General features: G+C 50.8%; 20 protein-coding genes and 1 tRNA gene. 6 read left to right on the forward strand and 15 right to left on the reverse strand.

Annotation, left to right across the window (positions count from 1 at the left end):
• Position 1: 1 nt before the first annotated feature.
• From HAP95_RS08560 to tldD, 11 genes are all read right to left on the reverse strand, one after another.
• Positions 2-1,255 (reverse strand): NADH-quinone oxidoreductase subunit D, encoded by a 1,254-nt coding sequence (locus tag HAP95_RS08560; RefSeq protein WP_215883838.1) that lies wholly within the window; start codon positions 1,253-1,255, stop codon positions 2-4.
• On the reverse strand, positions 1,239-1,847 hold the full coding sequence (locus HAP95_RS08565) for an NADH-quinone oxidoreductase subunit C (protein WP_215883839.1): 609 nt from the start codon (positions 1,845-1,847) through the stop codon (positions 1,239-1,241). Before HAP95_RS08565 ends, HAP95_RS08560 begins: the two co-directional genes overlap by 17 nt.
• 3 nt (positions 1,848-1,850) lie before the next feature.
• The gene (locus HAP95_RS08570) at positions 1,851-2,327 is read right to left on the reverse strand and encodes a NuoB/complex I 20 kDa subunit family protein (protein WP_010641695.1); all 477 of its coding nucleotides are present in this window, start codon (positions 2,325-2,327) and stop codon (positions 1,851-1,853) included.
• Positions 2,318-2,674 carry an NADH-quinone oxidoreductase subunit A gene (locus HAP95_RS08575; RefSeq protein ID WP_024893593.1) on the reverse strand — a complete coding sequence of 119 codons (357 nt, stop codon included), beginning with the start codon at positions 2,672-2,674 and terminating at the stop codon, positions 2,318-2,320. The genes HAP95_RS08570 and HAP95_RS08575 overlap by 10 nt, the downstream gene beginning before the upstream one ends.
• Before the next feature lie 134 nt (positions 2,675-2,808).
• Positions 2,809-2,893: transfer RNA gene (locus HAP95_RS08580), tRNA-Leu, on the reverse strand.
• Positions 2,894-2,930: 37 nt separating this feature from the next.
• Positions 2,931-3,344 (reverse strand): preprotein translocase subunit SecG, encoded by a 414-nt coding sequence (gene secG, locus HAP95_RS08585; protein ID WP_215883840.1) that lies wholly within the window; start codon positions 3,342-3,344, stop codon positions 2,931-2,933.
• Between the two features lie 4 nt (positions 3,345-3,348).
• Positions 3,349-4,122 carry a triose-phosphate isomerase gene (tpiA, locus tag HAP95_RS08590; protein ID WP_215883841.1) on the reverse strand — a complete coding sequence of 258 codons (774 nt, stop codon included), beginning with the start codon at positions 4,120-4,122 and terminating at the stop codon, positions 3,349-3,351.
• Between the two features lie 97 nt (positions 4,123-4,219).
• Positions 4,220-5,560: a phosphoglucosamine mutase gene (gene glmM / locus HAP95_RS08595; RefSeq protein ID WP_215883842.1), complete on the reverse strand. Its 1,341-nt coding sequence runs from the start codon at positions 5,558-5,560 to the stop codon at positions 4,220-4,222.
• Positions 5,557-6,369 carry a dihydropteroate synthase gene (folP, locus tag HAP95_RS08600; protein ID WP_215883843.1) on the reverse strand — a complete coding sequence of 271 codons (813 nt, stop codon included), beginning with the start codon at positions 6,367-6,369 and terminating at the stop codon, positions 5,557-5,559. Before folP ends, glmM begins: the two co-directional genes overlap by 4 nt.
• Positions 6,370-6,422: 53 nt before the next feature.
• On the reverse strand, positions 6,423-8,348 hold the full coding sequence (gene ftsH / locus HAP95_RS08605) for an ATP-dependent zinc metalloprotease FtsH (protein ID WP_215883844.1): 1,926 nt from the start codon (positions 8,346-8,348) through the stop codon (positions 6,423-6,425).
• Between the two features lie 96 nt (positions 8,349-8,444).
• Positions 8,445-9,890 carry a metalloprotease TldD gene (gene tldD / locus HAP95_RS08610; RefSeq protein WP_215883845.1) on the reverse strand — a complete coding sequence of 482 codons (1,446 nt, stop codon included), beginning with the start codon at positions 9,888-9,890 and terminating at the stop codon, positions 8,445-8,447.
• A 379-nt stretch (positions 9,891-10,269) separates the two neighbouring features.
• On the opposite strand from tldD, the gene HAP95_RS08615 reads away from it, so the two are divergent.
• Positions 10,270-13,122, forward strand: coding sequence for a ribonucleoside-diphosphate reductase subunit alpha (locus HAP95_RS08615; RefSeq protein ID WP_215883846.1), 2,853 nt, complete (start codon positions 10,270-10,272; stop codon positions 13,120-13,122).
• Positions 13,123-13,142: 20 nt separating this feature from the next.
• Positions 13,143-14,258, forward strand: a complete 1,116-nt coding sequence (locus HAP95_RS08620) for a ribonucleotide-diphosphate reductase subunit beta (protein WP_215883847.1) — start codon at positions 13,143-13,145, stop codon at positions 14,256-14,258.
• Between the two features lie 318 nt (positions 14,259-14,576).
• Here HAP95_RS08620 and HAP95_RS08625 read toward each other — a convergent pair whose 3' ends face one another.
• Both HAP95_RS08625 and pdxR read right to left on the reverse strand, forming a co-directional pair.
• Positions 14,577-14,936: a YnfA family protein gene (locus tag HAP95_RS08625; RefSeq protein WP_215883848.1), complete on the reverse strand. Its 360-nt coding sequence runs from the start codon at positions 14,934-14,936 to the stop codon at positions 14,577-14,579.
• Between the two features lie 49 nt (positions 14,937-14,985).
• Entirely contained in the window at positions 14,986-16,443 is a 1,458-nt protein-coding gene (gene pdxR / locus HAP95_RS08630) for a MocR-like pyridoxine biosynthesis transcription factor PdxR (RefSeq protein WP_215883849.1), read from the reverse strand.
• A 170-nt stretch (positions 16,444-16,613) separates the two neighbouring features.
• Here pdxR and HAP95_RS08635 point away from each other — a divergent pair, with 170 nt between their 5' ends.
• Genes HAP95_RS08635 through HAP95_RS08650 form a run of 4 tightly spaced genes read left to right on the forward strand, consistent with a single transcriptional unit; the run spans position 16,614 to position 20,609 of the window.
• Positions 16,614-18,020, forward strand: a complete 1,407-nt coding sequence (locus HAP95_RS08635; RefSeq protein ID WP_215883850.1) for an APC family permease — start codon at positions 16,614-16,616, stop codon at positions 18,018-18,020.
• Positions 18,021-18,037: 17 nt separating this feature from the next.
• Positions 18,038-19,066, forward strand: coding sequence for an FAD-binding oxidoreductase (locus tag HAP95_RS08640; protein ID WP_215883851.1), 1,029 nt, complete (start codon positions 18,038-18,040; stop codon positions 19,064-19,066).
• A gap of 17 nt (positions 19,067-19,083) precedes the next feature.
• Positions 19,084-19,779, forward strand: a complete 696-nt coding sequence (locus HAP95_RS08645) for a M24 family metallopeptidase (protein ID WP_215883852.1) — start codon at positions 19,084-19,086, stop codon at positions 19,777-19,779.
• 8 nt (positions 19,780-19,787) lie between these two features.
• A complete protein-coding gene (locus tag HAP95_RS08650; protein ID WP_368356569.1) occupies positions 19,788-20,609 on the forward strand; it encodes a type 1 glutamine amidotransferase in 822 nt (273 codons plus the stop codon).
• Between the two features lie 571 nt (positions 20,610-21,180).
• Here the strand turns inward: HAP95_RS08650 and HAP95_RS08655 are convergent.
• Together HAP95_RS08655 and hsdR are read right to left on the reverse strand one after the other, a co-directional pair.
• A complete protein-coding gene (locus HAP95_RS08655) occupies positions 21,181-21,960 on the reverse strand; it encodes an HTH domain-containing protein (protein WP_215883853.1) in 780 nt (259 codons plus the stop codon).
• A 2-nt stretch (positions 21,961-21,962) separates the two neighbouring features.
• On the reverse strand, positions 21,963-24,260 hold the full coding sequence (gene hsdR / locus HAP95_RS08660; protein ID WP_215883854.1) for an EcoAI/FtnUII family type I restriction enzme subunit R: 2,298 nt from the start codon (positions 24,258-24,260) through the stop codon (positions 21,963-21,965).
• Between the last annotated feature and the right edge of the window lie 7 nt (positions 24,261-24,267).

Genomic DNA, 24,267 nt, shown 5'->3' on the forward strand with positions numbered 1-24,267 from the left:
TCTACCTGTCAATCTCGCCGAAAACAATATCCATGGTGGACAGTATCGCCACCACATCTGCAATCATGTGTCCCTTGGCCATTTCATCCATTGCCGCCAGATGAGAAAAACCGGGGGCACGAATTTTCATCCGGTAGGGCTTGTTGGCTCCGTCCGAAACCATGTATATCCCGAATTCCCCCTTGGGAGCCTCGACAGCCGTGTACACTTCTCCCGCCGGAACGGACATGCCTTCCGAAAACAGCTTGAAGTGATGGATGAGGGCTTCCATGCTGCCCTTCATTTCTTCACGCGGCGGCGCTGCCACCTTGAAATCATCCGTAATGACCGGCCCCGGATTCTGGCGCAGCCAATTCACGCACTGGGCAATGATGTGGTTGCTTTGCCGCATTTCCGCCACCCGCACCAGATAGCGGTCATAACAATCCCCGGTACTACCGACGGGAATCTCAAAATCCAGATCAGCATAAGCCGCATAAGGCTGGGTCCGCCGTAAATCCCAGGCCACCCCGGAAGCCCGCAACATGGGACCGGTAAAGCCCAGCTGCACCGCCCGCTCGGAACCCACCACACCAATCCCCACTGTTCTTTGTTTCCAGATGCGGTTATCGGTCAGCAATGTTTCATATTCGTCTACATAACCGGGAAAACGTCGGGTAAAATCTTCAATGAAATCGAGCACCGTTCCCTGACGATTGGCATTGAGTTCATCCAGGCGCTTGGCATCCCGGTAAGGCGAGGCCACATACTGAGGCATCTGCGCCGGAAGATCACGATAAACCCCACCCGGCCGATAATAAGCTGCGTGCATCCGCGCACCGGAAACCGCCTCATAGACGTCCATAAGGTCTTCCCGCTCACGAAAGCAGTACAGGAAAACACTCATTGCGCCCACATCCAGCGCATAGGCACCCAGCCAGAGCAGATGGTTGAGGACCCGGGTGATTTCGTCGAAAAGCGTACGAATATACTGGGCACGCCTTGGCACTTCCAGACCAAGCAGCTTTTCCACGGCCAGGCAGTACGCATGCTCGTTACACATCATCGACACGTAGTCGAGGCGGTCCATATAGGGCAAATTCTGCAAATAGGTTTTGTTTTCAGCCAGCTTTTCCGTAGCACGATGAAGCAAACCAATATGCGGATCAGCACGCTCGATGACTTCCCCATCCAGCTCCAGCACCAGCCGCAACACCCCATGTGCCGAAGGATGCTGCGGCCCGAAGTTCATGGTGAAATTATTGATTTCTGGCATTGTAGCGCCCCCCCTCTTCGGCCCGGATGATGCGCGGGACAATTACCCGTTCTTCGGTGCGCGTGGGTTCGTAAATGACGCGCCCCTGATCGGCGTCATAACGCATTTCTACGGTTCCCACCAGCGGAAAATCCTTACGGAAAGGATGACCCACAAAACCATAATCAGTGAGAATACGGCGCAGGTCGGGGTGACCATCAAACAAAATGCCGTAAAGATCAAAAGTCTCCCGCTCAAACCAGTTGGCGGCCGCCCAGACATCCACTACGGAAGGGACAATCGGCAACTCCGTGTCCGCAAATATCCGTAAACGGATGCGTTGCCGGTGTGGCAGGGAAAGTAAATGATAGACCACCGCAAAACGCGGACCTTCCCAGGTACCGTCGCCATATTCGGAGTAGTCGACGCCGCATACATCTATCAGCATGTCGAAGCGGCAGGCCGGATCGTCGCGCAACCAGAGACAAGCTGCGTGGAACCCTTCCAGAGTTATTTCCACCGTCAATTCTTCACGATCAATACGGGCATCGCGCAGAGTATCTCCCAGCTTTGCGCTCAGTGTCTGGCGCAGGTTTTCGAGTGCGTCAGTCATGGCTTACCTGGCTATCGTATTGGTTCGGCGGATTTTTTTCTGCAATTGGATCAGACCGTAAAGTAGCGCCTCGGCAGTGGGCGGACAACCGGGAACATAAATATCCACCGGCACGATGCGATCACAACCACGCACAATGCTGTACGAGTAGTGATAATAGCCACCACCATTAGCGCAGGAACCCATGGAAACCACCCAACGCGGTTCCGGCATCTGGTCATAGACCTTACGTAAGGCCGGGGCCATTTTATTGACCAGAGTCCCCGCCACAATCATCACATCCGACTGACGCGGACTGGGACGAAACACGATACCAAAGCGATCCAGATCATAACGGGCTGCTCCGGCATGCATCATCTCTACGGCACAGCATGCCAGCCCAAAAGTCATGGGCCACAAGGAGCCGGTACGACTCCAGTTGACCACGGTATCGATGCTGGTGGTCACAAAACCTTTTTCGAGGATGCCTTCTATTCCCATTCCAAGGCTCCTTTTTTCCACTCATAAATGAAACCCACCACGAGAATGGCGAGAAAAATCATCATGGCCAGAAAACCCATCATGCCGATTTGATCGAAGACCACGGCCCAGGGGAACAGGAAGGCAATTTCCAGATCAAAGAGAATGAACAGAATGGCTACCAGATAATAGCGCACATCAAATTTGACGCGCGCATCTTCAAAAGCCTCAAAGCCACATTCATAGGGCGAGAGCTTTTCGCTATCCGGTTTGTGCGGTCCCAGCGAGGCTCCCATCAGCAATGGGACCACACCGACCACCAGTGCCACCACAATAAAGATGAGCACGGGTAAATAGTGGTTCAACATCCCCAACACTCCTCCACCCAAATATGGACCTGAAAACACCATCTCCAGAGTCCGCTATAAATTAATTTTCTTATATATAAATCAATGCTCTGGTATACTCCAGAGACAAAAAAACAGCCCTATAGGCTGCAATTTGGTGCCGAAGACCGGATTCGAACCGGCACAGCTTGCGCCGCCGCCCCCTCAAGACGGTGTGTCTACCAATTTCACCACTTCGGCCGAAGTTCTAAAACTTTCTCATGACCCGCTTGCTACGTCAAGGCTTCACAGGTGTTTTTGCTGTAGAAACTGGCGCTGCTGGCACACTGCTTGCTGCAGAACCCGTAGCCGCTGCCGCAGGATGAACGACCGTAGGCGTCGCAGTAGCGGGTTTCACCGGTAGCGTGCTGGTAACCGGGGCCTTGCTTGGCAAAGCAATCCCGGAAACCGCACTGCTTGCAGCATGATCGGAAAGATACGCCAGACCAAGACTGTTCAGAAAAAATATGGCACCAATAACCGCAGTGGTATGGCTGAGGAAGTTTCCCGCTCCCTGGGCACCAAATACGGTTTGCGATCCACCACCGCCAAATGCTGCGCCCATATCCGCGCCCTGACCTTTCTGAATCAGGACCAGCCCTACCAGGACGACACAAATAATCACCTGAAACACCAATAACAAGGTGTACATCAAATCAACCTCCTCGTCCTGCCAATTCGGCAGCACGACAAATTTGGATAAATTCTCCCGCGCTCAGGGATGCTCCGCCAACCAGAGCGCCATCAATATCTTCCTGCTCAAACAGTGCCGCTGCGTTATTGCCCTTGACGCTGCCTCCGTACAACAGAATCAGGCGCTTGGCCAACTGGCTGGAATGCCCTGCCACCAGCTTACGAATAAAAGCATGTACGGTCTGGGCCTCTTCCGGACTGGCACTTTGCCCGGTGCCAATGGCCCAGATGGGTTCGTAGGCAATGATGAGGTTAGGCTGGTTGGACTCCAGATTCAACAAAGGCAATATCGCCTCGACCTGACGCTGCAGAACCTGTTCGGTAGCGCCCTGGGCGCGCTCAGCTTCGCTCTCACCCACACAGACCACGGGTATCAGACCCGATGACAGCGCCGCTTTCACCTTGCGGGCCACCAGTTCGTCCGTTTCCGCAAAAATCTGCCGTCTTTCCGAATGCCCTACCAAAACATAGCGACAACCCATGTCGCGGAGCATTGCGCCCGAAATTTCTCCGGTATAGGCCCCATTGGGTTCCCAGAACAAGTTCTGCCCCCCCCAGCGCAAAGCGGTTCCCTTTGCTTCCTGAGTCACCGCGTGCAAAAGGGTGTACGGCGGGAACAGCACCACTTCAGGACGCATCTGCTCCAGATCGGCGCTGAGAATGGCTTGGGTAAGATGCACGGCATCGGCGCTGAGGCCATTCATCTTCCAGTTTCCTGCAACCATGGTGGGACGCAAATCAAATCTTCCTTGTTCAGCCATATGTCATGATCGTCTAATGTGCGACCGAGTGTAAAGACTCCACTCGAAGCGGTCAATTTTGCATTTTCTGATTTTATCCGGGCGCCAGATCACTGAGTTCTTTGGCAAGCTTCTCGGCAACCCGCGCAGCCAGGTCCGCTGACACGGCCTCGACCATGACCCGCAACAATGGTTCTGTACCTGATGGCCGCACCAGTAGCCGCCCTTTATCCGCCAATTCTTGTTCTGCGGCCGCAACCCGTTCTTGCGCTGCAGGATGATCGAGCAAACGTCGTGCATCTGCCAGACGTACGCCAATCAGCACCTGCGGATAAGGCTGATAGCCTTCCCGAAGTGCCTTCAAGCTTTTGCCGGATTTACGCATAATGGCCAGCACGCGCAAGGCGGCCAGAATAGCATCCCCCGTGGTATTGGCCGGCGTAATAATATGCCCAGATGATTCACCACCCAGAGGGAAGGCGTGCTGCTGCATGGCTTCAAGAACATAGCGATCACCGACGGCGCTACGCACAAAAGGCACTCCCAAATCAGCAAGACCCTGCTCAAGGGCCAGATTACTCATGACTGTACCGACCACGCCTGACAAAATACCCTGCTGCTGCATGTCGCGGGCCAAAAGCCAGATGAGTTCGTCGCCATCCAGCAGCGCGCCCTGACCATCTACCAAAATCAGTCTATCGCCATCACCATCAAAAGCAATACCGAGGTCAGCCTGAGTACTGCGCACCTGCTCCTGCAGACTTTCCGGACAGGTCGAACCGACTCCGGCATTGATGTTGATGCCATTGGGTTCCACACCGAGCAAAGTCAATTGTGCACCCAACTCCCGGAATACCATGGGGCCCACCTTGTAATTGGCACCGTGCGCACAATCCACAACCAGATGCAGGCCACGCAAGTCCAGGTTGGCCGGAAAGGTGGTTTTGCAAAACTCTACATAACGACCTGCCGCATCCTCTACGCGGCGCGCCTTACCAAGCTGTTCGGAATCAGAAACCAGCATTGGCCGATCCATCCAGGCTTCAATGGCTTCTTCCTGGGCATCGGGCAATTTATAGCCGTCGCCCGAGAAAAACTTGATCCCATTGTCCTGATAGGGATTATGCGAAGCGCTGATGACAATCCCGGCGTCCGCACGCAGAGTACGCGTCAAATAGGCAATAGCTGGTGTCGGCAAAGGACCGACCAGCAACACATCTACCCCAGCACTGGCCAGACCGGATTCCAGTGCTGATTCCAGCAAATAACCAGAAAGCCGTGTATCCTTGCCAATCACCACCCGGGGTCGCCCCGTAACACCAGCGGTCAGCACATGACCAGCCGCCCATCCCAACTTCAGCACCCATTCCGGGTGAATGACGGAATCTCCGACCCGTCCCCTGACACCATCGGTGCCAAACCACTTTCTGCTCATGGTGTTTCCCTCAACGGCTTTTCAGCCCCTTGTTCCTGAATACCTGTCCAGACTTTGATGGCCTGCACCGTTTCTGCCACATCGTGGACGCGCAGCACCTGCGCGCCCTCGGCCACAGCCCAGAGTGCGGCGGCAATACTACCGGCCAGCCGTTGAGCGGCAAGGGCGACGCCTGACAACTCCCCAATCATGCTTTTTCGGGAAACTCCGACAACAATCGGCAATCCCAGGCTTTGTAGGGCATCCAGTTCCCGCAAAAGCCGGCAGTTACCCTGGAGATCTTTGGCAAAACCAAATCCGGGGTCCAGTAATAACTGTTCACGGCGGATTCCTGCGGTTGCGCATGCAGCCATGCGTTCCCTGAAAAAACAGGTTACTTCGCCAAGCACATCGTCATAATGAGTATTGGTCTGCATGTTGCGTGGAATGCCCCGCATATGCATCAGGCAAACCGGGATGTCCAACTCTGCGACCATGGCCAGCGATTGGGGATCGCCTTGCAGTGCGGTGACATCATTCATCAACCCCGCCCCCAGAGACCAGGCTTCCCGCATGACCTTAGCTTTGTAAGTATCTATGGACACCGGCAAAGGTACTGCTGCCAGCACCGCTTCCACCACCGGAAGCAGGCGATCCATTTCTTCGGACTCGGAAACAGCGGGGGCACCCGGACGGGTTGATTCCGCACCAATATCAATGATGTCGCCGCCACTCTCCCAGATTTGCCGCGCCCGCATAACCGCCAACTCCGGGCGGATATAAGTTCCGCCATCGGAGAAAGAGTCGGGCGTGACATTCAAAATCCCCATAACACAAGGGCGCCCCAAATACAGCGGGCGCCCATTGCAATCCAGCGTTACGGTCAAACGGGATGCTCTCCGGGATTGAGGCCCGGCAGCGTCTGACCACCGGTCTTATCCGAACTGGCGGCATTACCATCCGGGGGCATGGTCGGATAACTGCCCGCTTCATCCACCGGCGGACGTGGATCACGCCCGGCCATGATGTCACTCACCTGATTGGAATCCAGGGTTTCGTACTTCAACAAAGCCTTAGCCATAGCTTCGACCTTGTCGCGATTTCCCTCTACCAATTTGCGTGCTACATCATAACGCTCACGAATGATGCCCCGGATTTCTCCGTCCACTGTCATGGCTGTCTGTTCGGAAATGTTACTATGCTTGGTCATTTCCCGACCAATGAACACTTCTTCTTCTTTCTCACCAATGACCATGGGACCAATATTGGACATACCCCACTGGGTCACCATTTTCCGGGCCAGATCCGTGGCGCGTTCAATATCATTACCCGCACCCGTGGTCATCTGATTCAGAAAGACTTCTTCGGCAATACGTCCACCCATCAGGATGGAAATGTTACAGAGAATTTCCTCACGCTCATAATTGAAGCGGTCTTCAGTAGGCAATTGCATGGTTACACCCAAAGCCCGACCACGAGGAATGATGGTCACCTTATGGACCGGATCTGTGCCAGGCAACAACTTGGCAACCACCGCATGACCAGATTCATGGTATGCCGTAGTTTCCCGCTGCTTGTCACTCATCACTACCGATTTGCGTTCAGCACCCATCATGACCTTGTCTTTGGCATTTTCAAAGTCATGCATATCAACCAGACGCTTACTCTTGCGAGCTGCCATCAACGCCGCTTCGTTGACCAGATTGGCCAGGTCAGCCCCGGAAAAACCAGGCGTACCCCGGGCAATGACCTTGGGATCCACGTCGGGCGTAATAGGCACTTTACGCATGTGAACCTGCAAAATCTGTTCACGACCACGAATATCGGGCAAGGGCACAGTGACCTGACGATCAAAACGACCAGGACGCAACAAGGCTGGATCCAGCACATCCGGACGGTTGGTGGCAGCCACCACAATAACACCTTCCGTACCTTCAAAACCATCCATCTCTACCAGCAACTGGTTGAGGGTCTGTTCGCGCTCATCATTACCACCGCCAAGACCCGCACCACGCTGCCGTCCGACCGCATCAATTTCGTCAATGAAAATGATGCAGGGTGCATGCTTTTTCGCCTGCTCGAACATGTCGCGAACCCGAGAGGCGCCGACACCCACGAACATTTCCACAAAATCCGAGCCCGAAATGGAGAAGAACGGTACCCGGGCTTCACCGGCAATGGCGCGTGCCAGCAAGGTTTTACCGGCACCCGGTGAACCCATCAAAAGCACACCCTTGGGAATCCGACCACCGAGACGCTGGAATTTTTGGGGATCGCGCAGGAAGTCGACAATTTCCGCCAGCTCTTCCTTGGCTTCTTCAATGCCCGCCACATCGGCGAAGGTGACCTTGTTGTTTTCTTCAGTCAACATCCGGGCCTTGCTGCGCCCGAATGTCATGGCACCACGGCCACCCGCACCACCGCCACCCATCTGGCGCATGAAGAAAATCCAGACGCCAATAAGCAGAAGCATGGGGAACCAGGAAATCAGGATGGACAGCAAAATAGATTGTCCTGCCGGGGGTTTTACATTGATTTTTACGCCTGCGGCAAGCAACTGGGGCACCAGCTGGGTATCATTGGTCGGCGTGTAAACGCTGAACTTTTGCCCGGAACTGAGACTACCCGTTACATGATTGGCATCAATATTCACATCGGCTACTTGCCCTTGCTTGATGCTATTCACAAACGTCGAAAAGTCCATAGCCTGAGCGGGCGTCGAACTACTCGTATTGAGGTTCTGAAACACCAGCATCAGGATGACCCCTATGGCCACCCATAACAAAACGTTTTTTAAGACATTATTCATAAGTTACCCCCCGCAAGGGAGAATTTGACCCAGATTCAAGACTGACAGATGCTTTGATGTTAGCCCTCTGAAAAGCCACTGACAATAAGATTTTTTTCAACCCTGCGTTCCTCCCACCGTCAGATCGCGTATTTTGAGAGTAGGCTGACCGACGCCCACCGGCACACTCTGACCATCCTTACCACAAGTACCCACACCCGTATCTAATTGGAGATCATTACCGATCATTTCAACCCTGGTCAGCACATCCGGACCGTTTCCAATCAGTGTCGCCCCTTTTATCGGCCGGGTTATTTTACCATTTTCAATGAGATAGGCTTCAGAAGCGGAAAACACAAACTTACCGTTGGTAATATCCACCTGCCCCCCGCCAAAGTTCACCGCGTAGAGACCACGCCGGACACTGGCAATAATTTCCTGAGGATCCCGATCACCCGCACGCATGTAGGTATTGGTCATCCGGGGCATGGGAAGATGCGCATAGGACTCGCGACGACCATTGCCGGTAGAACGGGTGCCGGTCAGGCGGGCGTTGAGCGTATCCTGCAAATAGCCCTTGAGGATTCCATCTTCAATGAGGGTGGTACACTGGGTTTCCGTGCCTTCGTCATCGATATTCAGGCTGCCCCGGCGATTTTCAAGCGTACCGTCGTCCACCACAGTCACCCCTGGAGCAGCAACCCGCTCACCGACCCGACCACTAAATGCACTGGTACCCTTACGATTGAAATCACCTTCCAAGCCATGGCCGATGGCTTCATGCAGTAAAATGCCCGGCCAACCCGGCCCCAGCACCACATCCATACTCCCTGCCGGCGCCGCTTCAGCTTCCAGATTAATGAGTGCCTGACGAGCCGCTTCGCGGGCAAAATCGTCTGCCATCTGGCCTTTCAGGAAGGTCTGGTAATCATAACGACCACCACCACCGGCGCTCCCCTGCTCGCGACGTCCGCCCTGCTCGGCAATGGCCGAAACATGGAGACGCACCAAAGGACGGACATCTGCCGCCATGGTGCCATCCAGCCGCGCCACCAGTATCGCCTCGAATTTGGCACTCAGGCTGGCCATCACCTGAACAATGCGGGGGTCTACCGACCGCGCCACTTGCTCCACTCGCTCCAGCAGGGCGATTTTTTCTTCATTAGGGATAGAGGCCAACGGATCGGTTGGCTGATACAAGGACAGCCCATTGCGCCGCTGCCAGACCAGGCCCCGATTCTCACCCGGCTGATGGACAATGGCGCGCGCCGCGTCTGCAGCCGTCAGCAGCGCCTCGACGCCAATTTCATCCGAGTAGGCCAGGCCCTGACGCTCGCCCTGAATGGCGCGCACCCCTACCCCCTGCTCAATGGAATGACTCCCGTTTTTCACCACCCCTTCTTCGAGACTGAAGCCTTCGCTGCGACTGTACTGAAAGTACAGGTCGGCATCATCCAGCGCTCGATGAGACAGTCGGCCAAACACTTTTTCCAGCTCCCCTTCACTGATTCCGCCGGGAGTAAACAAGGTGGCACGCGCTATATCGAGGGTTGAAGCAGTCATATCATCCTTCCTTGAGAGTCTATGTCGTCAGTATGCGCCCAAGACGCCAATTAGAACAAGTCCAAATTTTAATTTCTTTAGAAGCGATCTGTAAACTCCACAAAAACGGCGCGGGCCAAAGTCGCGGCAAAGCCTCCAAGCCCTCTACCGTTTTTGTGGCCCTTCAGAAAACCTGCGCAAAATGATTGCACTGGCTATCTTATCCACACCTTGCAAACCATTTATCCACCTTTTCATCCACAATATGTAGTTGACAACAGCACCAGCAAGACTATATTTGGTGTGTGAGGTGTCTGGTAGGCAATTTGTTTTCCGGGTGCCCATTGCGTGACATAAACGCTTTTTCCAGGCCCTTTACGCCCAGCTTCGGAGTCTCAACATGCCCAATCCCGCCGCTCAAACAGTTGTCAGCAATCCTGCATACGATCCATCAGAAGCCAGTCATTACAAGGTCATCCGCCGCAACAATGCGATGGTTACCTTTGATGCCAGCAAAATTCATATTGCCATGACCAAAGCCTTTCTGGCCGTGGAAGGTGGTAGCGGTGCCGCCAGCGCCCGGGTGCGCGACCTCGTCACGCGCCTGACCGGGCAGGTCATTGAGGCTCTGCAAAGACGTCAGCCGGGTGGCGGCACCTTTCATATAGAAGACATTCAGGATCAGGTAGAGCTGGCCTTGATGCGGGCGGGCGAACACGAAGTCGCGCGTGCCTACGTACTTTACCGCGAAGATCGCGCCCGCGAACGCCGTCAACAGAGCGTTTCAGCCCCTCAGACGGACATACCGCAAATTCAGGTGAAATACCCGGACGGCACTCAGCAGGTGCTCGACCTGAAGCGTTTGCGGGCCGTCATTGAGGAAGCCTGCAGCGGCCTTGGCGAGGCCGTTTCCGTTGATACCCTGATGAACAACACCAGCAAAAATCTGTACGATGGCATCAGCGAAGATGAACTGTTTCAGGCCCCTATTTTGGCCAGCCGGGTCATGATTGAGCGCGACCCTGCCTATGCCTATGTTTCTGCCCGCCTGTTGCTGGACCGGGTACGCTGGGAAGTGTTGGGAGAAGCCGCCACCCAGACCGAAATGGCCGCACGCTATCCTGAATATTTCCGGGATTACCTGCAGACCGGCATCGCCCACGAACTGATTGACCCGCGCCTTGGTCAATATGATCTGGACCGCATTACGGCGGCGATCAAACCCGAGCGCGACCTCAATTTCCAGTATCTGGGGCTGCAGATTCTTTATGATCGTTATTTCCTGCATGTCCGCGAACGCCATATTGAACTGCCCCAGTCTTTCTGGATGCGGGTGGCCATGGGTCTGGCTGTCAATGAAGTGAATCGTGAAGAACAGGCCATCGCCTTTTATGAAGTGCTGTCCAGCTTCGATTTTGTCAGTTCGACCCCCACCCTTTTCAATTCAGGAACATTGCGGCCGCAATTATCGAGCTGCTTCCTGACCACCGTGGGCGACGATCTGGATGATATTTACGAGGCCATCAAGGAAAACGCCCTGCTCTCCAAATTCAGTGGCGGCCTGGGTAACGACTGGACACCCGTACGGGCACTGGGTTCTTTCATCAAGGGCACCAATGGTAAATCTCAAGGCGTGGTTCCCTTCCTCAAGGTGGTCAACGACACCGCCGTTGCCGTCAACCAGGGCGGCAAGCGCAAGGGTGCCGTCTGCGCCTACCTCGAAACCTGGCACATGGACATTGAGGAATTTCTTGAACTGCGCAAAAACACCGGCGATGACCGGCGCCGCACCCATGACATGAACACCGCCAACTGGATTCCTGACCTGTTTATGGAGCGGGTGGAAAGTGCTAGTGCCTGGACGCTGTTCAGCCCGAATGAAACGGCAGACCTGCATGATCTGACCGGCTCCGCTTTCCGGGAACGCTACGAACATTACGAGCGCATGGCAGATGCGGGTGAAATCGAACTGTACAAAAAAATCCCGGCCCTGCAGCTGTGGCGCAAAATGCTGACCATGCTTTTTGAAACCGGTCATCCCTGGATTACTTTCAAGGATCCCTGCAATCTGCGCAGCCCGCAGCAACACGTGGGTGTCGTACATAGTTCCAATCTCTGCACGGAAATCACCCTCAACACCAACGACAAGGAAATTGCCGTTTGTAATCTGGGCTCCGTGAACCTGATTGCGCACCTGAAAAATACCGCAATTACCGATCAGTCTGCCCTGCGCACCGACAGTACCCCCGAAGATCTGCTGGAACTGCTGGACACCGACAAGCTCAGTCGGACCATCCGCACCGCCATGCGCATGCTCGATAATGTCATCGACATGAACTACTACGCAGTGGCCAAAGCGCGCAACAGCAATATGCGGCATCGTCCTGTGGGTCTGGGTCTGATGGGCTTTTCGGATGCCCTGCTGGAAATGCGGATACCTTATGCTTCGGCAGCGGCTGTCGCCTTTGCTGACATCAGTCAGGAAGTGATTTCCTACTACGCCATTGAAGCTTCTGCTGATCTGGCGCAGGAACGAGGCAGTTACCCGAGCTTCCAGGGTTCGCTCTGGAGTCAGGGGATGTTGCCCATCGACAGCATCGAACTGCTGGCCGCCAGCCGCGAACACGGCGTTGACGTAGACCGCAGTGTTCGCCTCGACTGGAACGGGCTGCGGGACAAGGTTCGGAAAGGCATCCGTAACAGTAATTGTCTGGCCATCGCCCCCACGGCGACCATTTCCAACATTGTTGGCGTCAGCCAGGGGATTGAGCCCATATATCAAAACCTTTACGTCAAATCCAACCTGTCCGGCGAATTTACGGTGGTAAACAGCTATCTGGTGCATGATCTCAAACGTCAGGGACTCTGGGACGAAGTCATGGTCAATGACCTCAAATACTTTGACGGATCGGTTTTGCCCGTGGACCGCATTCCTGCCGCCCTCAAGCCGCTTTATGCCAATGCCTTCGAAACCGATCCGGAATGGCTGGTCGAAGCTGCTGCCCGTCGTCAGAAATGGCTGGATCAGGCGCAGAGTCTGAACCTGTATTTTGGTCAGCCGTCCGGCAAGAAAATTGATGAAACCTACCGTCTGGCCTGGAAACGTGGGCTCAAAACCACCTATTACCTCCGCTCGCTGGGAGCCACAGCGGCGGAAAAATCCACTGTACAAACAGGCACTCTCAATGCCGTGTCCGGCCACCAGCCCAAGGCCTGTGCCATTGATGATCCCACCTGTGAAGCCTGCCAATAAGCAGAGGAGAAATTGCCGTTATGTTGAATTTTGAAAATAGTCTGCGTCCCGAACCACTCCGCAGCAGCAGCCTGAATGATTTGCCGGAGTCTTTGCCGGAAGAGGAAAGCATGCGTTTCGCCCGGGTACGGGCCGAAGACAAGCGCATCATCAACGGCCGTGCGGATGTCAATCAACTGGTCCCTTTCAAGTATCAGTGGGCCTGGGACAAGTATCTGGCCGCCTGCGCCAACCACTGGATGCCTCAGGAAATCCAGATGTCTCGTGATATTGCCCTTTGGAAAGATCCCAAAGGCCTCACGGAAGATGAGCGCCGCATCGTCAAGCGTAATCTTGGTTTTTTTGTGACCGCTGACAGCCTCGCTGCCAACAACATTGTACTGGGCACCTATCGGCATATTACCGCGCCGGAATGCCGCCAATACATGTTACGGCAAGCCTTTGAGGAAGCCATTCACACCCACGCCTACCAGTATATTGTTGAATCCATTGGCCTGGATGAAGGTGAAATCTTCAATATGTACCACGAAGTACCGTCGGTGCGGGATAAAGATCAATTTCTGATGCCCTTCATCGACATCCTGGCCGACCCCAACTTCAAGACGGGCACACTGGAAAATGACCAGAAACTGCTGCGCTCGCTGATCGTTTTTGCGGCTATTATGGAAGGGACTTTTTTCTATGTCGGGTTCAGCCAGATTCTGGCCATGGGCCGACAGAACAAGATGGTAGGCGCTGCCGAACAATACCAGTACATTCTGCGCGATGAATCCATGCACTGTAATTTTGGTATTGATTTAGCCAATCAGATCAAGGTCGAAAACCCACAACTTTGGACAGAAACCTTCCAGCAGGAAATCATTGATCTGATCCGTCGTGGCGTGGAACTGGAATGCGCCTACGCCGACGACACCATGCCCCGTGGCGTGCTGGGTCTGAATGCCCCGATATTCAAGGACTACGTCAAATTCATCGGAAACCGGCGCTTAGTACAACTGGGCCTGCCCCAGCAATATCCGGGCGTACAAAACCCTTTCCCGTGGATGAGCGAAATGATGGATCTCAAAAAGGAAAAGAACTTTTTTGAAACCCGCGTGACGGAATATCAGACTGGCGGGGCGCTGAGTTGGGATTGATGGTGGGGTGGGCCATTGGTCGACACATAACGTGAGACTGATGCGACACATAAAATGAGACTCAAAGAGGCCAGCCAGCCAAACGTAGGCTGTCACGTCTTGTGAAGTGGCAGCAAAACACAAGAATATCGTCTCGTGCGTAATGTCGTACCATAATTCGAATGTCTACAGTGCAGCGTTTGCAGTCATTCACAGATAGCCTAGGAATGGCTATTATCGGCCAAATCCGCGCAGAAACCAGTCAACATCACTACTGATTGGCATCCACTATACATATTTTGTCTTAACTCATGGGTTCACCATATTAATCAAAATATTTCATACCCGAGATCCGTACATAATGATCGCCATGCCCATTAGGGCAACAAAACTACCAATAGTATCGGACAAATTTGGACGAATACCTTCGACAACTCTAAGCCAAACAATGGCAACAGCGATATACACCCCACCATATGCAGCATAAGTTCGCCCTGCTGACGTAGGATGCAGCATTAGTAACCACACAAAAATACCCAAAGAAAATGCCGACGGAATAAGCAACAAAAAAGGTTTCCCTTGCTTGAAAACTAGCCATGGAAGATAGCAACCGACAATTTCAGCTATTGCTGTAAAAACAAATAAAATAAAAGTTTTCAAAAATGATAAGAGAAAATTTAATGCCGAAATGTTGGTCATTTTGAATACCTTTAGAGAAGTTAAAATGCATTATAAATTCATTATGATATCAATATTCCAAAGAACTCATTACTGCATTATGAAGGCGCAAGACTGCTTCATGTACTTCTTGTTCATTTAGACTCCCAAAACCAAAACGTATGGCACTAACGGGCTGACTGAGCGAAGAAAAAGAATCAGCCGGAAGAAATTGAAGCTTTTGGCTGATTACCTCTTGCTGTAATCTCAGCATATTAACATCTTGATCAAATTGTAGCCATAAAGCTAATCCTCCCGTAGGCAAATTGAAAGTAATTTTCTTTGCTAAATATTTGTTGATGAGGTTTGCAAGAAAAATGCGACGTTCCGCATAGATTTTCATAACTTTTTTCGTATGGCTGCGGATATTTCCATTCTTCATCAGTTCAGCTACAGCAGCCTCCGTTACTGGATCACCTTGACGGTCTATAAGTGCCACCTGATTCGCAGCGCGTTCGATAAAAGTCTCAGGAGCAACTAAATAGCCAAGACGAAGAGATGGAGACAGTAATTTCGAGAGGGAACCGATGTAGATAACTTTACCCCAGCGATCAATGCTTGCAAGAGGTAGCATTGGACGATGCGTAAAATGAAACTCGTGGTCATAATCATCTTCAATGATCGCAAAGCCAAACTGTTCCGCCAAGGCTAACAACCTAAGCCGCCGTGGAGCTGGCATTAAAACCGTTGTAGGAAATTGATGGTGCGGTGTCACATAAACAGCACGTACATGCTTTCGGCGGCAAAGGGTTTCAAGCTCATCAACACACATTCCATTTTCATCCAATTTGATGCTGACAACTTCTGCTCCTGCACATCGAAATGCTTCGCGCGCTGGTGGATAACTTAACTCCTCAACGACCACAACATCACCTGGACGAATCAGAACACGCGCAGTTATGTAGATTCCCATTTGACTCCCACGCACAAGGCAGACATTATCCGTTTCCGCTGAGAGTCCTCGCTCATTACTAAGCATTGCCAGTACTTGCTGTCTAAGATTCAAACTCCCACGCGGATCTCCATACCCGAGCTGATTGCGACGTGATGCAGCAAATAAAGCTTTGCGCCACGCTCTTGACAGGTCTGCCACTGGGACCAAACGCGTATCAGGCGCCCCATCGTCGATTGTGAGAAAACCCGTCTTTCCAAAAATGAGTGGCACAATTGGTGTGCTATCAGAAAGAGGATAATCCGTTTGGCCTGCGACATGAGTACCTTGCGTCCTAAGGGCATCGATCTCTTTACCAGGAATCTCCGAAGAAACGAAAGTCCCTCTTGCTTTCTCAGGGGACAGCCAGCCTTGCGCTGTTAATTCATCATAGGCCACGATAACAGTCTTACGATTTATGCCAAGAATTTTGGCCAACTCCCTCGTTCCCGGCAGAGCACTTCCTGGTGCGATACGTCCCCGCTGTATTTCCTCAATGATAGCCTGAACAATCTGGCCAGCTACAGTGCCAGATCCACTGCGTACAGAAATGATCAAATCCCATGTCCTCAGCATATTTTTGCCCTCGAAGTAACTGGACCAGGAAAATTTTCAAAACTGGATGTTTAAGATGCCCCTTCATCCAACATAGCATGACATCGTTGGGTAAGGGAATTGTGATTTTCTATTTATAGCGTTCAAGGTGGTTTAACTTAGAGGGCAAGGCAATGAAACACACACAATTGAAGCACAACTGTTTAGGGTTCCGAGAATTATTAGCACAAAATATTGCCGTAATATCTCCTACCATGACTGCAGCACTAATCGTTCCAGTCATGTATGGCACATCAGGGGAATGGAGTTGGCTTTCTTATGCATTAGGCGCTGTAATGTTGCTTTTTGTAGCGTTCAACTTAAACCAGTTTGCAAAACGATCAAGCTCAACCGGTTCGATGTATGCCTATATTAGTCGAAGTTTAGGTTTGACCGCTGGGGGGATTGGAGGATGGTCACTAATATGGGCCTATCTTGGTATCGCTATGGCAGGCATAACAGGTTTTAGCGTATTTGCAAAAATATTATTGTCTATGGTTGGCATCACAGTACCAACTATCCTGCTCTTTGCGGTAGGAGCTTCATCTGCTTGGTTCCTGGCATGGAAAGACATAAGACTGTCTCAATTATTTACTTTTGTCCTTGAAGGTGTTTCAGTATTACTGATTACAATCTTATGCGCCATCGTGCTTGGTGAACATCATTTCATCATTGATACAGCCCAATTTAATTTTCACAAGTTTGACGTATCGAATCTAGGTCTAGGGATGGTGATTGCCATATTCAGCCTGGTAGGTTTTGAGAGTGCAACATCTCTGGGAGATGAAGCAAAAAGCCCGCTGAAAAATATACCTAGAGCAGTACTATGGAGTTTAATTAGTGCAGGAGCCTTCTTTGTATTTGTTACCTATGTAACAATCATTGGAACTCAAGGCTATAGTCAACCTCTAGCTCAAATCAGTGCCCCTCTAAATGTGATGGCGCAACTTGCAAACGTTGACCTGTTGAGTATCCCAATATCTTTGGGCGCAATGGCCAGTTTTTTCGCGTTAAGTCTATCGTGCATCAACGCAGGTTCAAGAGTGATGTATGCGATGAGTCGACATGGAATAATATCCAGCAAAATAAATAAAGTTCATGAAATCAATGCTACCCCACATTTTGCTGTTAATATTATGGCCGCAATAGCTTTTATAGTTCCGACTGCTCTGGTGATACTGACGCATCAATCAGCGTTTACAATTTTTGGTTGGGTAGGTACAATAGCTGCATTTGGTTTTCTTGTGGCCTATATTTTAGTCACACTAGGCGCTACAGTTTACCTAAAGCAACTAGGTGAATTGCGGGGCAAAGACAGAGTCATTCAAGGAATCGCACTAGTACTGCTCATGATTCCTACAATTGGTTCTGTTTATCCAGTACCACAAAGTCCAGTCAACTATTTTCCATATTTATTTCTTGGCTATCTGGTTATGGGTACCACCTGGAACTTGTTATACCACAGGAGAAACCCATCGGCAGCTCATGAGATAAGAATTGATCTTGATTCTTCACATGCACCTCTTACAGAAACAGAATGACCCAAAGGAGCAAAAAAATGGGTCAGCGCATGATACAGGCTACAGTTCAAAAGATCTGGACACTTTCTCCGCAAGTAAGAGGATTAAAGATTAAACCCTCAACAGCTTTAAAATTTGTTCCTGGCCAGTATATGCTGATCAGGTCAGCTGGAGGAGTGAGTAGACATTACTCCATCGCTCGTGCGCATCAACTTACTGGAAGTTTAGAATTTCACATAAAACTATGGCCAAACGGAAACTTTTCTGATCAAGTATTAAGCTATCTCCGTGAAGGAGATAAACTAGAGATATCGAGACCATGTGGAGCATTCTTTTTTCCTGATGGGAATGATCCTATTATTATGTTGGCAACAGGTACTGGTATCGCACCATTTCACGCGATGTTGGAGAGGCATTTATCATCAAGCGGTCACCGACAGATTAATCTTTATTGGGGAGTTCGTTCCAGAAATGATTGTTACCTTGCTGAACAGTTAAAGACTTGGCGAGCACTATACCCAAGTTTCCAATCACAATGTGTCGTTTCATCCCTTGGTATGGGCCACATCCAGGATTTAGCTGTAAATGAACAGTTAAATCCTGGTAATACCATTGTTCTTGCCTGTGGTAGTGGAGCGATGATTAACGATGCTTATAGAGTGTTCGTCCAAGAATCCACAAAGCCGGTAAAGGCGTTTTTTTCGGACATATTCAACGCTGCAGAAGACTCATCGGAGGTGCCACCTAAGCTAGATAATACATTACCCACCGTTTCATTAAATATAGATGGACAGGAACTCACCGTGAGTTCAGGTGGAACTCTTATTAATGCCCTTCGCTCAAGCGCTCAACCAATTCTGTCTGTCTGTGGAGGTAAGGCATCCTGTGGTACCTGTTTAGTAGAAATTGATAGAAAGTGGGTTGAAAAACTACCAAAAGCCAGTAAAAAGGAGGAAAGACTTTTAGCAATATTACCAAATGTCACTAGTGCTAGTAGATTGGCATGTCAAATTGATTTAACTACAAACCTAAATGGATTGACACTTTGCATCCATGATACGGTTTGAATCTGGACAGGAGAAATATGATGAACGCAGTTTTAAAGAAATATGATCTGGAAAAATCTGGGCAGCACTTTGTTTATGATGAAATGTTGAAAGTACGAGATATGACTCGGGCAGCACTCCATGAAATCGCTGCTGCTTGCCATCCCGGGATGCTTGAAGAAGATGCCGTAGATATGGCCAAAGATATTCTTGCTAAAAAAAATATGCTTAGAGGATGGCATGATGTTTATGTGAGGTTTGGTTCCAATACTACAAAGACATTTGGAGCTGACTCTGATCCTGGTGTGAGGCTAGGTGATGATGATATTATGTTTATAGATATCGGTCCGGTATTTGAAAAGTGGGAAGGAGATGGCGGAGAAACTTTTGTATTTGGTAACGACGAAGATATGAAACGTTGCGCTGAAGATGTGCGCAAATTGTTCCATATTGTTAGAAAAGAATGGCAAATTGAGCACGTTAGCGGTAGAGATTTATACGATTTTGCCGAGATTGAAGCGAAGAAATTGGGGTGGGAGTTAAACTTGGATCTGTCTGGCCATCGTATTTCCGATTTTCCACATTCTGTTATTTATGATGGTCCTCTAGCAGAAGTCGACTTTACTCCGTCCGCGTTGTTATGGGTGTTGGAAATTCACATTCGCCATCCTCACAAACCTTACGGTGCGTTTTTTGAAGATATGTTATTAGGTGATGATCATTTTCTGGTGTAAAGAATTCCGTGGCCGCATTTTTCGCTTTCAATGCGATATTTGTGGCCAGGGTAATATATCTGCATTATCATGAAATTAAATATTGTGATTTAATCTATCGCTCAAATATTAACCTTAAATTTATTGTGGAGATTTTGCTGATGCATATTCATGTTTTACAGCATGTTGAGTTTGAGGGGCTCGGAAGCATTGCAAATTGGATTACCAAAATCAATGCACAGTTGACATGGACGCGCTTTTATGCAAACGACATCTTACCGTCTTTGTCTGGAATTGATTTGCTGATTATTCTCGGTGGACCAATGAGCATCCATGATGAGGATGAGTACCCATGGCTAATAGATGAAAAAAAGTTCTTGTCCATAGCGTTACATAATGAAACTGCAGTTCTGGGAATCTGTCTAGGTTCACAATTGATTGCCACTGTCTGTGGTGCTCAGGTTTACCCTGCTTCGCATAAAGAAATTGGCTGGTTCCCAATTTACGGAGTAGAGACTGACAAAAAGATGTTTAGGTTACCCAACCAGCTTGAGGCCTTTCATTGGCACGGAGAAACCTTTGATTTGCCTACAGGCTCACAACGATTAGCCTATAGTGCATCCTGTGATAATCAAGCATTCCAAATAGGTACCAAGGTAATTGGTCTTCAATTTCATCTGGAATCCACTCAATCCAGCATAAATGCTATTGTTCCTCATTGTGATGACGAACTAATTCCTGATCAGCCCTATATTCAAAGTGCCGATCAACTATATAATACTCCTTCAGATTGTTTTTTCACAATCAATTCGCAAATGTATTCAATCTTAGAGTATTTAACATCTAAGTAGCGTCTAACAAAAAAGACGGCGTTTATTAGAAATCCATCGATGAAAATATGAGCCAATCAGTGGAATCTAGTGCCATTATTTGCCAGCATTAGCGATGATTTTAAATAGATTCTTTAGTTAGTGCAAGTGAACTTTCGATCTTTGGTGATAAGAGGCAAAGTGCTACATTTTATCTGGCGTTCCGTGCAGGCTTTGCCTACTTGCTCTGATAATATTCGCTGACAGTGATCTCAACTCATCAACGTGAGGGCCCATTCTAAGGTGAATTTTAGGATGCGAGGACTCCGACTCATCAATACTTTCTTATCTACCTAACGTAAATTCAACTACACTAACGGTGAGTGCAGCGTAACATTCCAGATTGCAAATAATTAAACCCATTGTCATCCCCAATCACCCCAATCATGAATACTAGTCGGATGACGTCATTTGCTTTCCGCTGCTGAATGACCGCTTCCAGTCTAAACCTGAAGTTCACTCCGCATAATACTACCCCAGTGGTCTGGTGATCACAATCTGGAACAGTAGTCCATTTCTTAACAAGTTGTGTTGCTGATCTCCTGTGCCCGTACTATATCCTATCGATAAGGGCTTTAGCCTTTCTCTTATCAATATCTGGGTCAGTCTTCTGGCTATACTCCACTGCCGCAAGATCATCCCCACGCTTTCGATTTTGCCGTGGTTCCAGGGCCTCAATAAGTATTGCTTCCAATGCAGGAATCAGCTTTTCCGCTGGATATGACGCTGGCATAACCCCAATACTGCCGGTCTCGGATACAGGAAGCAGACCGAACCACGAAAACCGATCCCATCTTGTAGCCATACGATCAGTAGTATGCTCGTAAAGTCGTCGCCCTAAGGGACGGTCTGTGCTACGTCCAACGTAAATAACCTCTCTGCCGTCATACAGTAGATAGATGCCAATTTGTCTGCAGAAGTCCACTGAGTCAGCGCCTATCTGTTGGACCCCGTAAAGTTTAGGCATTGCATTCCATTCTACATTGTCACGGCGCCAGAACATCCCGAAAGAAGTGATAATATCATATTGATATTCATCCACCTCAGCGTTTGCATTCTCTGCACCTTGGGGAAAAGCTGCTGGATTCTCACCAATCATACTCTTTAACGCAAAAACGCCCCGATCCACTCGCACGTATGGCGAATCTGAGCCCTCATGTTTGATAGATCGAGATATCTGAGCGTTCACAGTAGCCGCTGGAGTAGCGCCCATATTGATCCTAAGTTTTCTTTCTACAATACGCTCCGCAATGTCAGTGTAGTGTAACGGCATAGATGATTCCGCCAATACCTGATCTATGACAGCGCGCCATTTCTTGTCCGTTACGCTCATCCTTATTCCCTTTGCCGTGCATCATACAAATACCGCTGAAACCCGCTGAACACTTCCCTTACCTGTACTGGGGTGCCCAGCTCCGCAAACGCATCGGCGATAGCGTTATGGTACTTCAGCCGGAGTAGAGGCGATAATTTTTCGGTATCCAGTTCCGCATCCCCCACTTTCACATACTGCGTCAGCACAAAGTCCAGAAAGGCCCGCTGTTTGTCAGTGAACTGTTGACCCATACTCTGCTTGGCGTGTTCAGCCCGCTCTGATCTGGGAACCGGTTGCAAGGCAAAGGCCACATAGGCCAGCACGTCATAGAGATCACTATTCTGCGCGTCGATGATTTGCTGCATCTCCATGAGCAGTTCCCGGTTGTAGCCTTTCTCGGCCAGTCCCTGCAGAAAGCTCTTCCGCGTCTCAGGATCGCTCCATATCTGACGAAGCGCATCCTCATCCTTGAAGAACTCCGGCAGTGTGCCAAAAAGCCCTTCCAGAAACTGCGCTGCCGTTACGGGATTGCCATCGGGTCCGAAATAGATGGTGGAAGATATGCTCTGGATGCTGCGCTCCTTCCCATCCCGCAGTTTTACCCGGATTTTGACGGGCCGCTCGGTCGGCGGTAGAGGTAGACGGGGTTCCCGCACTTCGCTGCTTCTCCCTGTGGATTCCGCTTCCAGCGGCTCGCCATCCCATTCTGGATCACCAAAATGATGATGCGCCTTCACGAAGTCATAGACGGTGAAAAAGTCCTTCCCCTCATACAGCCGGGTGCCCCGACCGATGATCTGTTTGAATTCGATCATGCTGTTGATTTGGCGAAGCAGAACGATATTGCGAATGTTCCGGGCATCGACGCCGGTGCTCAGCTTTTGGCTGGTGGTCAGGATGGTGGGGATATTCTTTTCGTTGTCCTGAAAGTCTTTCAGATACTGATCACCCATGCTGCCGTCATTGGCCGTCACGCGGACACAGTAGAGGGGGTCGGTGCTGGTTTTTTCCTGATTGATGATGTCCCGCACCATGGCAGCATGTTCCTGATTGGCACAGAACACCAAGGTCTTCTCGCGATGGTCGATCTGGCTCATGAAGAGCTTTACCCGATAGCGTTCCCTCTCGGGGATGACGATTTTGCGATTGAAGTCCTTTTCCAGATAGGTCTTGCCGCGCTGGATTTCGCCTTCGAGGAGATCATCATCGGGGGTGTATATGTATTCGTCGATGGTGGTGGCGAATTGCTTGACCTTGAAAGGGGTCAGAAAACCGTCATTGATGCCGTCCTTGAGGCTGTAGATATAGACCGGCGCGCCAAAGTACGCATAGGTGTCCACGTTGTCCCGGCGCTTGGGTGTGGCGGTGAGGCCCAACTGTACCGCAGGCGCAAAGTATTCGAGGATGCCGCGCCAGCTGCTTTCGTCCTTGGCGCCGCCTCTATGACATTCATCGACCACGATGAAGTCGAAGAAGTCCGGTGGATAGTCCCCGAAGTACGGTGTCTCACCGGGGCCACTCATGAACGTCTGGAAGATGCTGAAAAAGATACTGCCGTTGGTGGGAACACGGCCTTTCTTGCGGATATCCTCAGGGGCAATCCGCACCAGGGCATCTTCGGGAAAAGCGTTAAAGGCATTGAATGCCTGATTGGCGAGAATGTTCCGGTCGGCCAGAAACAGAATACGCGGTCTGCGGCTGGGTTCGCGGGAGAGGTTCCAGCGGGCCTGAAAGAGCTTCCAGGCGATCTGGAAGGCGATGAAGGTTTTGCCGGTGCCGGTGGCCAGCGTCAGGAGGATGCGCTCCTGTCCCTGCGCAATAGCTTCCAGGACACGCTGTACGGCGGTCTCCTGATAATAGCGGGGTTGGAATGATCCCCCGACACTTTCAAACGGAATGGCGGCAAAATGATCCCGCCAGGTGTTTTCTACGACATGGGTTAGATTCCAGAGTTCTTCGGGGGAAGGATAACAGGGTAGTTCACCTTCCGAACCCATTTCCATGTCCATCCCATAGAGGGATTGACCGTTGGTGGCATAGGTGAAGCGTATGGCCATCTTCAGGGCGTATTGCTTCGCCTGCATCACCCCCTCGGTATGGGGCAGATCGAGACGCTTGGCTTCGACGATGGCGAGCTTCTCGTTGCGGTACTCCAGCACGTAGTCGGCAATCTCGGGTTTGCCGCGTTGCCCTGCGCCCTGGAGTCGCCCCTGAGTGATCCGGTACTCCCGCAGTACCCGGCTACCTTCCACCACACCCCAGCCAGCGGCCTTGAGGGCAGGATCTACCAGTTGGGCGCGGGTGTCGGCTTCGTTCATGGCGGAG

The sequence above is a fragment of the Acidithiobacillus sulfurivorans genome, from assembly GCF_018853815.1.
In the GTDB taxonomy this organism is placed as follows: domain Bacteria; phylum Pseudomonadota; class Gammaproteobacteria; order Acidithiobacillales; family Acidithiobacillaceae; genus Acidithiobacillus; species Acidithiobacillus sulfurivorans.

Coding starts and splice junctions, on each gene's coding strand:
- HAP95_RS08560 (WP_215883838.1), bottom strand. CDS start 1,255: ATGCCAGAAATCAATAATTTCACCATGAACTTCGGGCCGCAGCATCCT.
- HAP95_RS08565 (WP_215883839.1), bottom strand. CDS start 1,847: ATGACTGACGCACTCGAAAACCTGCGCCAGACACTGAGCGCAAAGCTG.
- HAP95_RS08570 (WP_010641695.1), bottom strand. CDS start 2,327: ATGGGAATAGAAGGCATCCTCGAAAAAGGTTTTGTGACCACCAGCATC.
- HAP95_RS08575 (WP_024893593.1), bottom strand. CDS start 2,674: ATGTTGAACCACTATTTACCCGTGCTCATCTTTATTGTGGTGGCACTG.
- secG (WP_215883840.1), bottom strand. CDS start 3,344: ATGTACACCTTGTTATTGGTGTTTCAGGTGATTATTTGTGTCGTCCTG.
- glmM (WP_215883842.1), bottom strand. CDS start 5,560: ATGAGCAGAAAGTGGTTTGGCACCGATGGTGTCAGGGGACGGGTCGGA.
- folP (WP_215883843.1), bottom strand. CDS start 6,369: ATGGGGATTTTGAATGTCACGCCCGACTCTTTCTCCGATGGCGGAACT.
- ftsH (WP_215883844.1), bottom strand. CDS start 8,348: ATGAATAATGTCTTAAAAAACGTTTTGTTATGGGTGGCCATAGGGGTC.
- tldD (WP_215883845.1), bottom strand. CDS start 9,890: ATGACTGCTTCAACCCTCGATATAGCGCGTGCCACCTTGTTTACTCCC.
- HAP95_RS08615 (WP_215883846.1), top strand. CDS start 10,270: ATGCCCAATCCCGCCGCTCAAACAGTTGTCAGCAATCCTGCATACGAT.
- HAP95_RS08620 (WP_215883847.1), top strand. CDS start 13,143: ATGTTGAATTTTGAAAATAGTCTGCGTCCCGAACCACTCCGCAGCAGC.
- HAP95_RS08625 (WP_215883848.1), bottom strand. CDS start 14,936: ATGACCAACATTTCGGCATTAAATTTTCTCTTATCATTTTTGAAAACT.
- HAP95_RS08635 (WP_215883850.1), top strand. CDS start 16,614: ATGAAACACACACAATTGAAGCACAACTGTTTAGGGTTCCGAGAATTA.
- HAP95_RS08640 (WP_215883851.1), top strand. CDS start 18,038: ATGGGTCAGCGCATGATACAGGCTACAGTTCAAAAGATCTGGACACTT.
- HAP95_RS08645 (WP_215883852.1), top strand. CDS start 19,084: ATGATGAACGCAGTTTTAAAGAAATATGATCTGGAAAAATCTGGGCAG.
- HAP95_RS08655 (WP_215883853.1), bottom strand. CDS start 21,960: ATGAGCGTAACGGACAAGAAATGGCGCGCTGTCATAGATCAGGTATTG.
- hsdR (WP_215883854.1), bottom strand. CDS start 24,260: ATGAACGAAGCCGACACCCGCGCCCAACTGGTAGATCCTGCCCTCAAG.